The organism is Halalkalibacter okhensis (assembly GCF_000787375.1).
Classification (GTDB): domain Bacteria; phylum Bacillota; class Bacilli; order Bacillales; family Bacillaceae_D; genus Halalkalibacter; species Halalkalibacter okhensis.
Genome location: NZ_JRJU01000074.1, coordinates 1 through 8,041 on the forward strand (window position 1 = coordinate 1; position 8,041 = coordinate 8,041).

The following is an 8,041-nucleotide window of genomic DNA, read 5'->3' on the forward strand; positions in this document are numbered from 1 at the left end:
TTGCATGTATTAGGCACGCCGCCAGCGTTCGTCCTGAGCCAGGATCAAACTCTCCATAAAAATGGTAAGCTGATTAGCTCATTTTGCATCACGCTAGCAATGCAATAAATTTAAGGATGAAATTTTCTATGTCATTTTCAAGAAAATGACTCAAATTTCTTTGACGAGATATCATGTATCTCTATTTCGCTTGGCTTTTGTTCAGTTTTCAAAGAACCTCTTTACGACAACAACTTTCACATCATAACACAAGACAAAGTAACAAGTCAAATGTTTTTTTGATATTCCATTATTGTGTTCGCCTCGTCATCAGCGACGTTTAATAATATAACACGCATTCACAAAACAATGCAAGCTTTTTTACAAAAAAATATCCGGAAATCTTAATCCCCTTTTTCCTTCAATAGTCAAAAGGGTACTTACCATATCATAGAAGCACCGAAAAAGAAGACTTCTCTTTTTCAGTGCCCTTACTAATGAGCCTTCTTCACCCCAACCATCTAAGGCACACAAAAAAGCAAAAGCTTTCTGTTCCCCACCCATCCAATACTATTCCTTATTAACCTACAAGCCACCAAGCATTTGAAAGAGTGGCAGCATGGTAATAATAAATAAAAGAAATACGACTCCCCCAACAATAACGAAAAGCAATGGCTGGACAAGATTCATTACTCTCTGAATAGAATCCTCTAATTCCAAATAAAGAATATCGCTGTATTGTTCTAAATCACTTCCTAAAAAACCAGTTCTTTCCCCATTATCAATAACAAATGACAATTCGTTCCTCAGATAATCTTTCGACTTAACAATCTCCTCAAAACTATGACCTCGATCCAATTCATGTAGCATTTGAACTGATTCCTGTTGCAAGAACGGCAGATAGTCTTGATACTCGAATTGTTTTAGCGCTTGTTGCAAGGACATGCCTGTTCGAATCAATCGTCCTAACTGTAATGAAAAAAAGTACGTTATTACCGTTTTAACATATAGGCGACCAATAGGGAGCGAAAGTAATTTCACGGTTCTTTCATATGGAGTAAATCGTTTCACCTTTGAAAAAATTAAAATTGAAATAAGTAGGAGAAATAGAACTAATCCACAAAATAAATAAGGTAGATTAAATAGGAAAGTTAGAAAAATACTAGTAAAAAATGGGGGAGATTCTGCCAACATCGTGAAATAAGAACGAAAATGAGGAAGAACAAATTGAAACATTAACAATAATACAACAAAACAGAAAAATAAAAGAGCAATCGGATAGCGCAGTAATTTACTTAATTCATAAATGGTTTTTTCTCTATAACGTAATAAGTTCCCCGCATGTTTGAACCCATCAGCTAATTTCCCTTGATGTTCATAAAAGTACAGAAACGACTTAATGCTTTTAGGCATATCAAAAAATCGAAATGATTCATGAACAGAGTGACCTTCTTTTAGATTTACGATTACAGTTTCGAATTGCTCCCTCGTTCGCTTCATAACATGTAATTGGATAAATGTAAGGGCTACTTCAATCGGATAACCTTGTTCAAGCAACCTCCCAATACGAACAAATGAATCAGCCACATCACGTAAATACTTTTTCTTACCTCGCCTTTTAGAAAGTATTAGTAACAAGCCTCATGACCTCCTTATCATTAAGGTAGCCTAGTGCCCACGCCTTTCTTATCGGATAAATCAATGAAGCCTCCTCCGATCTAAAATCGGACATTAACGACATTTTCAAACGATCACCTTCTAATATTTCGAATACTGCCGCCCTTGACATCGCTCGCTCCCTCGCACATGTTGGAAGACATCTTCCAATACAATAGGGACATTTGGTCGTTACAATGCGCTGTGACAAAACATATCGACAACACTGATTCAGGTCAAACTGGGAGATACCGAGGTCCCGCATTCGCATTAAAGCAGAATAACAATCATTCGCATGAACCGTCGCCAATACAAGATGTCCCGTCAGTGCCGCTCTGATCGCCAGCCGCGCTGTTTTTTCATCTCGAATTTCACCAATTAAGATAACATCAGGATCATGGCGTAACGTTGCCTTTAAGGCATAATCAAAAGTTATCCCCGTTTTTAGGTTAACTTCAACTTGAATAGACTTATTGATATAGCGCTCTACGGGATCCTCAATCGTAATTACTGTTTTCCCTCCCTTTTCTATAATATTTTCTACAATTGCGTATAACGTTGTTGTCTTACCAGAACCAGTTGGACCTGATACTAAGCACAATCCATGAGTCAACAAGAGTAATTTTTCAAGGGATTTAGCTTGGTTTTGAAGGAGAGCTAAAGAATGAAAGGATTGTGAGGTATAATTCGGAAGGATACGAATTGCTAAACTTTCTTTATTTCTCGAAGGTAGAGTAGATAATCTGAGAGAGTATGATAAAGAGGAGTGTTCCTTATACAACATAGAAGCACTTTGTGGTTTTCTGCGTTCACCAATATCCATGCCAGATCGATATTTAAAATGGCTAATTAATCTCTCTGCCATTTTTAAAGGAAGCTTTCGCCAAGGCTCCATATAACCATTAAAACGATACGTGATGACATAATGATCTTCCTCAGGTAGGAAATGAAGATCCGACACTTTACGCAAAATAGCCTCATCTAATAAATGCTTACTATAATATTCAATTTCATACAATACAACCAGCCTCCTTGCTTTTTAATTTAGAATTCAACAAAAATAACTAAACTCCTTTTTTCACGCATAAAAAAGGAAAAACAGAAAAAGATAATGATGAACGGGTAAGGGGCGACGATAGATCCTCAAAAAATCACTTGCATAAAAAATCTTAAAACGAATTATACTAAAAAATGTCGATGGGCTATAGCCAAGCGGTAAGGCAACGGACTTTGACTCCGTCATGCGTAGGTTCGAATCCTGCTAGCCCAGTACCAGCCAATAAGCAAGGAAGGAATTAAGTAAAGTAAACTTAATTCCTTCCTTATTTACATTCATAATTTCCCCTTCATCCTGCATAGGTTGTTACATAGACAACCCTACAAGGCGTTACAACAGAGCTACCTTTCGTAACGTCATTTCTAAAGAAGGTGCTAATATGAAAATATTTAATGAGTTTAAAGAATTTGCTGTAAGAGGAAATGTTATTGATATGAGTGTCGGAGTCATTATCGGTACCACTTTTGCAAAGATTGTTGAATCATTAGTCGCTGATGTTATTATGCCTCCATTTGCCCTCATTTTTGGGCAAGTAGACTTTTCAAATAAGTATATTAACTTATCAAACCGCCAATTTGACTCGTATGCAGAAGCAAAAGAAGCTGGTGTTCCTTTATTAAACTACGGAACTTTTTTAAATCATGCTGTTCATTTCGTTCTCATTGCTTTTGTTTTATTTTTGTTTGTAAGACAAATTAATCGAATTAGACGCCCTAAAGAGGATCCCCTAATAAATATGAAGACCAAAACATGTCCGTATTGTTGCCAATCAATTGCCTATAAAGCAACACGTTGCCCAAATTGTACTTCTCAACTCGAAGATGTCCAAGGTCCAATTAACCAACGACCTACGTATGTAAGGATACAACAAAAGTCATCTTCGTAATTTTGACTTTCGAATTTTCACTGATGCTTGAGGGGGTTGTTTTTGGATCCATTTAACAAACTTCTTTAACCGTTCATCATCCTTTAACCTTTCTAAAGTCATTAAGCGAAGTGCAATTTCCTTATTTGTATACACAGCATGAATTTGTTTGTGACAAGGAATACAAAGGTCAACAGTAGGAAGGTGTGTCCCACCTTCCTCTTTAGGGGTTAGATGATGAACGGTTATTTCTACTTTATCACGATTACACAATTGACATGATCCAATCTTCTTCATCTAAAATCCTCCTAGCCGCTTGGTTACTTGTTCCCTTCTCTCCCCACTTCAAGAATTTTTTCTTCCCGCTTTTCTTCTCGCTCACGCTTTACCTGCACAAAGCTGATGAAAAGAAAGTTTAAACCAACAAGAGCAGCAATAAACGGACCAAAAAGAAATTCTCCTTGAAATAGCAATCCACTTAGAAAATAAACGATTGCACAAACTGTAACAATACACCCTAATATAAAAAACGATATCATAAGATTCCCTCCTCTATTTCAACCTTTAAAGTTATTTCCTCTTTTTTATATAAAAATGACCACATCCACGACAAAATTTGCTACGATAAGACAAGATCTAAAAGTGAGAGGAGACCTACTATGCAAGTCGCTTATCACCAAGACAAGCTAATCCATCTTCCTAGCTGCGAACGTGAAAAATGGCAACAATTGTATATGGCTAGTATTCGACAAGAGGTCACTTGTATACATTGTCATTCGCCATTAAAGATGGATTTGAGTATCCTCACTCCTCCATCATTCATACACTTACATGTTACTGACGAATGTATAAAAACCGTGACACTCATGGAAAAAAAACTTACATCTAAACAAGAGGAACAACAGCCCGAAAAATCTCATCCAACCTCGGGAATTCAATTACCCAAGCGACGAGCAATTACAACAAGCTCCACGGAAGCAAAAAAAGACCTTTGGAAAGAGCCTGATCTAGTTAAAGCTATTCCCACTTTCGAGGCAAAACAATCAAACTCGTCACAGACCCAAACAGGCTACCGACAAACACTAGCTCAAAACGGAATCTACCTAGACGATAACCAATGGAAAGCCGTACGAACGACAGAAGGTCCCCTACTTATTCTCGCTGGTGCCGGCAGTGGGAAAACCCGTGTTCTCACAACAAGAACTGCGTATATGCTAACAGAACTGAATCACTCTCCAAAAGAAATGATCTTAGTTACATTTACGGCCAAAGCAGCAAAAGAAATGAAGGAACGAATGCGTCTATACCCGGGAATATCTCCTTCTGCTCTCAATCAACTAGTGATTGGGACTTTTCACAGTATCTTCTATAAGATGCTGATGCATCATGAACCGGAACAATGGTCTCCCAATCGTCTATTAAATCAAGACTGGCAACGACAAGCGATGATTAAGGAAGCGGCCCGAGAAATTGATATTGATGAGAAAGAATTTGCTTTTGATCAAGCACTAACCCAAATTAGTTGGTGGAAAAACCACCTCATCTCCCCTAAACAAGTAAAAGCAAAAGATGTGTGGGAGGAACGTGTTTCCTATTTATATAAACGTTATGAACAGATGAGACTTACGAAGAATTTGTTTGATTTCGATGATATGTTAATTGGCTTACATGAGCTCTTAACGAATAATTCAAACCTTCTAAAACGATATCAGCAACGCTTTGCCTATGTTTCTGTTGATGAATTTCAAGATATTAACAAAGTACAAGTGGAACTGATAACGATGCTTTGTGACCGTACACATAATTTATGTGTAGTGGGTGATGATGATCAGTCCATTTATGCTTTCCGCGGGAGTGATCCTTCCTATATTCTCAATTTTAAAGAACGCTATCCAGAAACGAAGACAGTTATTTTAAATGAAAATTACCGATCGAATCATGAAATTGTTTCATCAGCTAATAATGTCATATCAACTAATCGCACACGTTATGCGAAGCAATTACATGCTCAAAACAGTTCAGAAAAAGCTCCTCTTATCTTTTATCCGTTTGACGAAGAAGAGGAAGCCACTATGATTATGAATGATATAAAAAAACAAATTGAAAATGGAGCAAATCCAGCTGACTTCGCAATTTTGTTCCGGACCAATAGTTCAGCAAGGGCTCTCATTGAACGGTTTATCTCATCTAGTATTCCTTTTCAATTAGAAGCTGATGGAGAATCATTTTATAAACGGAAAGCGGTTAGGAAGGTATTGGCTTACCTGCAGTTAGCACGAAACCAAGATGACTCTCAGGCCTTGCAAGAATTAGTAAGTGCTTTGTTTTTGAAACAGCAGGCTGTGCGTGATATTAAAGCAGCTAGTATAGCACATGATTGCACATTTATTGAGGCACTGCCCCATTTGCAAGGACTGCAACCATTTCAATTAAAGAAACTCACAGAGTTACCGAAGAAATTTAAGCAACTTCAAAAGAAAACTCCCGTTGAAGCGATTGAATATATTGAACAGGAAATGGGTTTTAATGACTATGTAAAAAAGCAAGGAAACGAAGGTAACAAAATGGAACGAGGCTCTGATGATGTTCGCGATCTCAAAGTAGTAGCAAGACACCATACTACGATTTCAGACTTTCTTGATTACATTGATCATATGACGATCAAATACGACGAAATTCGTTCTCAAAAAAACATGACAAATGCAACCCAATTAATGACGATTCATCGAGCAAAAGGGTTAGAGTACAAGCATGTGTATATTCTTAGTTGTCTCGAAGGAAGTTTGCCTCATGATTATGCACTAGAAGCTTGGAGAGACGGTGACGACAAACCACTTGAGGAAGAACGACGACTCATGTATGTTGCTATGACAAGAGCGGAAGAAAACTTAAAATTATCGGTACCTATTATGCGAAGAGGAAAAAAAGCATTTCGTTCTCGCTTTGTTAGAGAAGTTCAACGACTTTCACCGAAACAGACACTAAAATCTTAAAGAAGGAGAAGAACAATGGATCATATACAAATGATTGAAGAAACGCGAAAGTGGGTTAAGAATCAACTTGCAGAGGAAAAAACAGGGCATGATTGGTACCACATTAACCGTGTTACAAAACAAGCTCAAGAAATTGCCAAGATTGAAGGTGCCGATGATTTAATTGTTACACTCGCTGCTTTGACTCATGATTTAATTGACGATAAAGTGGTAGCAAGCGAAGAAAAAGGGTTGAAAAATGTTGAAGATTGGCTTGTTACCATAGGGACGACAGAAGATCAACGAAAGCAAATCCTAACTATTATTACGACGATGTCATTTAAAGGTGGTACGAATAAGCCTGTTACAACATTAGAGGCTCAAGTGGTCCAAGATGCTGATCGACTAGATGCACTTGGCGCTATTGGGATCGCTAGGACCTTTGTCTATGCCGGAAGCAAAGGCGATCCGATGTACGATCCAACCCTCTCCATCCGCGAAACATTAACACTTGATGAATATAGAAATGGTCGATCAAGTGCGATTGGTCATTTCTATGAGAAATTGCTTAAATTAAAAGATTTAATGAATACAGACGAAGGGAAATCACGCGCCCTAGAACGTCATCAATTTTTAGAAGACTTTTTGTCTCAATTTCTTGAGGAATGGGGACAAGACTAAAGGGATATAGGAGGGCTGTCTTTACAGCCCTCCTTTTTCATTGACTCTCTCCACTTCAACTTTCTTTGACGACCTCTTCAAATTTGGGGTTTAATCTATATTCCGCTAGCGGCTCTATCAACGGTTGACGTCCTTCTTTATTACCCGCTTTTTGGTAAACAAAGTCTTGCTCACATATTTCAATCTCTTTCTCTTTTCGTTGATAAATGTAGAGTAACGGCATCTTATGTTTTCCCATCTTGCTGCTCACCTCTTTTTTTTTCATCTATTTAACTATACATACGAATGGACAAAAGTATGATACATCTTTTTAATTAAAAACATGATTAAAATTGGAAAAGCTACATATGTATAGGAGGACAAAGAAAAATAACGAGTCTACTTAGAAAAAAACATATAAAATGAGGTGAAGTCGTGGAACAAACTAATCAAAAATTAAGAGAGGCTATTCAGAAATTAGAGGACGCTATTAATCATTACGAAGATTTGCTATTGGTTATCGAAGAGCAAGCACCAGAAGAATCTAATATACGAAGGATTAAATCTTTAAAAGTACGAATAAGTGAAAGAAAACAGATCCTCGACCCAGCTACTCATTTTGAAGATAGTACTACTTCAAATGATATAGGATCGAACGTAAACGTCCCTTCCGGTCATGACGTCACCCTTTTTTATAAAAGGAGTCCCATCCAAGCCGCCATAACTTATCAATCCAAACCTGTAACACCTAAGCCTTGGCTATCATACATCTTTTATAAGAGATAAAAATTCTCTCTTGCTTTAGAAGTTCCGATTATCTTTAGAAAGGGCACTGAAAAGGTCGACTCTTAC

Annotated in this window: 9 protein-coding genes, 1 tRNA gene and 1 rRNA gene; 5 read left to right on the forward strand and 6 right to left on the reverse strand. The window is 37.4% G+C overall.

Annotated features, from left to right (window positions below; all coding sequences use genetic code 11):
- The 3 genes from LQ50_RS23825 to comGA all read right to left on the reverse strand — a co-directional run.
- Positions 1-60, reverse strand: a 16S ribosomal RNA gene (locus LQ50_RS23825); the annotation flags it as partial.
- 504 nt (positions 61-564) lie between these two features.
- Positions 565-1,617 carry a competence type IV pilus assembly protein ComGB gene (gene comGB / locus LQ50_RS23835; RefSeq protein ID WP_034634189.1) on the reverse strand — a complete coding sequence of 351 codons (1,053 nt, stop codon included), beginning with the start codon at positions 1,615-1,617 and terminating at the stop codon, positions 565-567.
- Complete coding sequence (gene comGA / locus LQ50_RS23840; RefSeq protein ID WP_034634191.1) at positions 1,598-2,653, reverse strand: competence type IV pilus ATPase ComGA; 1,056 nt, start codon at positions 2,651-2,653, stop codon at positions 1,598-1,600. Before comGA ends, comGB begins: the two co-directional genes overlap by 20 nt.
- Before the next feature lie 180 nt (positions 2,654-2,833).
- Between comGA and LQ50_RS23845 the strand changes: the two genes are divergently transcribed.
- Positions 2,834-2,905, forward strand: a tRNA-Gln gene (locus LQ50_RS23845).
- Between the two features lie 172 nt (positions 2,906-3,077).
- Complete coding sequence (gene mscL, locus LQ50_RS23850) at positions 3,078-3,578, forward strand: large conductance mechanosensitive channel protein MscL (protein WP_084139004.1); 501 nt, start codon at positions 3,078-3,080, stop codon at positions 3,576-3,578.
- Here mscL and hlpB read toward each other — a convergent pair.
- Together hlpB and LQ50_RS23860 are read right to left on the reverse strand one after the other, a co-directional pair.
- Positions 3,567-3,854, reverse strand: coding sequence for an HNH nuclease-like protein HlpB (hlpB, locus tag LQ50_RS23855; protein ID WP_034634192.1), 288 nt, complete (start codon positions 3,852-3,854; stop codon positions 3,567-3,569). The two genes, mscL and hlpB, sit on opposite strands and share 12 nt — an antisense overlap.
- 23 nt (positions 3,855-3,877) lie before the next feature.
- Positions 3,878-4,096 carry a hypothetical protein gene (locus LQ50_RS23860; RefSeq protein WP_034634195.1) on the reverse strand — a complete coding sequence of 73 codons (219 nt, stop codon included), beginning with the start codon at positions 4,094-4,096 and terminating at the stop codon, positions 3,878-3,880.
- 120 nt (positions 4,097-4,216) lie between these two features.
- On the opposite strand from LQ50_RS23860, the gene LQ50_RS23865 reads away from it, so the two are divergent.
- Together LQ50_RS23865 and LQ50_RS23870 are read left to right on the forward strand one after the other, a co-directional pair.
- Positions 4,217-6,550: an ATP-dependent helicase gene (locus LQ50_RS23865; protein ID WP_034634196.1), complete on the forward strand. Its 2,334-nt coding sequence runs from the start codon at positions 4,217-4,219 to the stop codon at positions 6,548-6,550.
- A gap of 15 nt (positions 6,551-6,565) precedes the next feature.
- Positions 6,566-7,210, forward strand: coding sequence for an HD domain-containing protein (locus LQ50_RS23870; RefSeq protein ID WP_034634197.1), 645 nt, complete (start codon positions 6,566-6,568; stop codon positions 7,208-7,210).
- Positions 7,211-7,265: 55 nt separating this feature from the next.
- On the opposite strand, the gene LQ50_RS23875 is transcribed toward LQ50_RS23870, so the two are convergent.
- Positions 7,266-7,448 (reverse strand): hypothetical protein, encoded by a 183-nt coding sequence (locus LQ50_RS23875; RefSeq protein ID WP_034634200.1) that lies wholly within the window; start codon positions 7,446-7,448, stop codon positions 7,266-7,268.
- A 176-nt stretch (positions 7,449-7,624) separates the two neighbouring features.
- Between LQ50_RS23875 and LQ50_RS23880 the strand changes: the two genes are divergently transcribed.
- Positions 7,625-7,975, forward strand: a complete 351-nt coding sequence (locus LQ50_RS23880; RefSeq protein WP_034634202.1) for a hypothetical protein — start codon at positions 7,625-7,627, stop codon at positions 7,973-7,975.
- Positions 7,976-8,041 lie beyond the last annotated feature (66 nt).

What these genes read in the sequence shown, in the direction of transcription:
- hlpB (WP_034634192.1), bottom strand. Translation starts at nt 3,854, where the DNA reads ATGAAGAAGATTGGATCATGTCAATTGTGTAATCGTGATAAAGTAGAA.
- LQ50_RS23860 (WP_034634195.1), bottom strand. Translation starts at nt 4,096, where the DNA reads ATGATATCGTTTTTTATATTAGGGTGTATTGTTACAGTTTGTGCAATC.
- LQ50_RS23865 (WP_034634196.1), top strand. Translation starts at nt 4,217, where the DNA reads ATGCAAGTCGCTTATCACCAAGACAAGCTAATCCATCTTCCTAGCTGC.
- LQ50_RS23870 (WP_034634197.1), top strand. Translation starts at nt 6,566, where the DNA reads ATGGATCATATACAAATGATTGAAGAAACGCGAAAGTGGGTTAAGAAT.
- LQ50_RS23875 (WP_034634200.1), bottom strand. Translation starts at nt 7,448, where the DNA reads ATGGGAAAACATAAGATGCCGTTACTCTACATTTATCAACGAAAAGAG.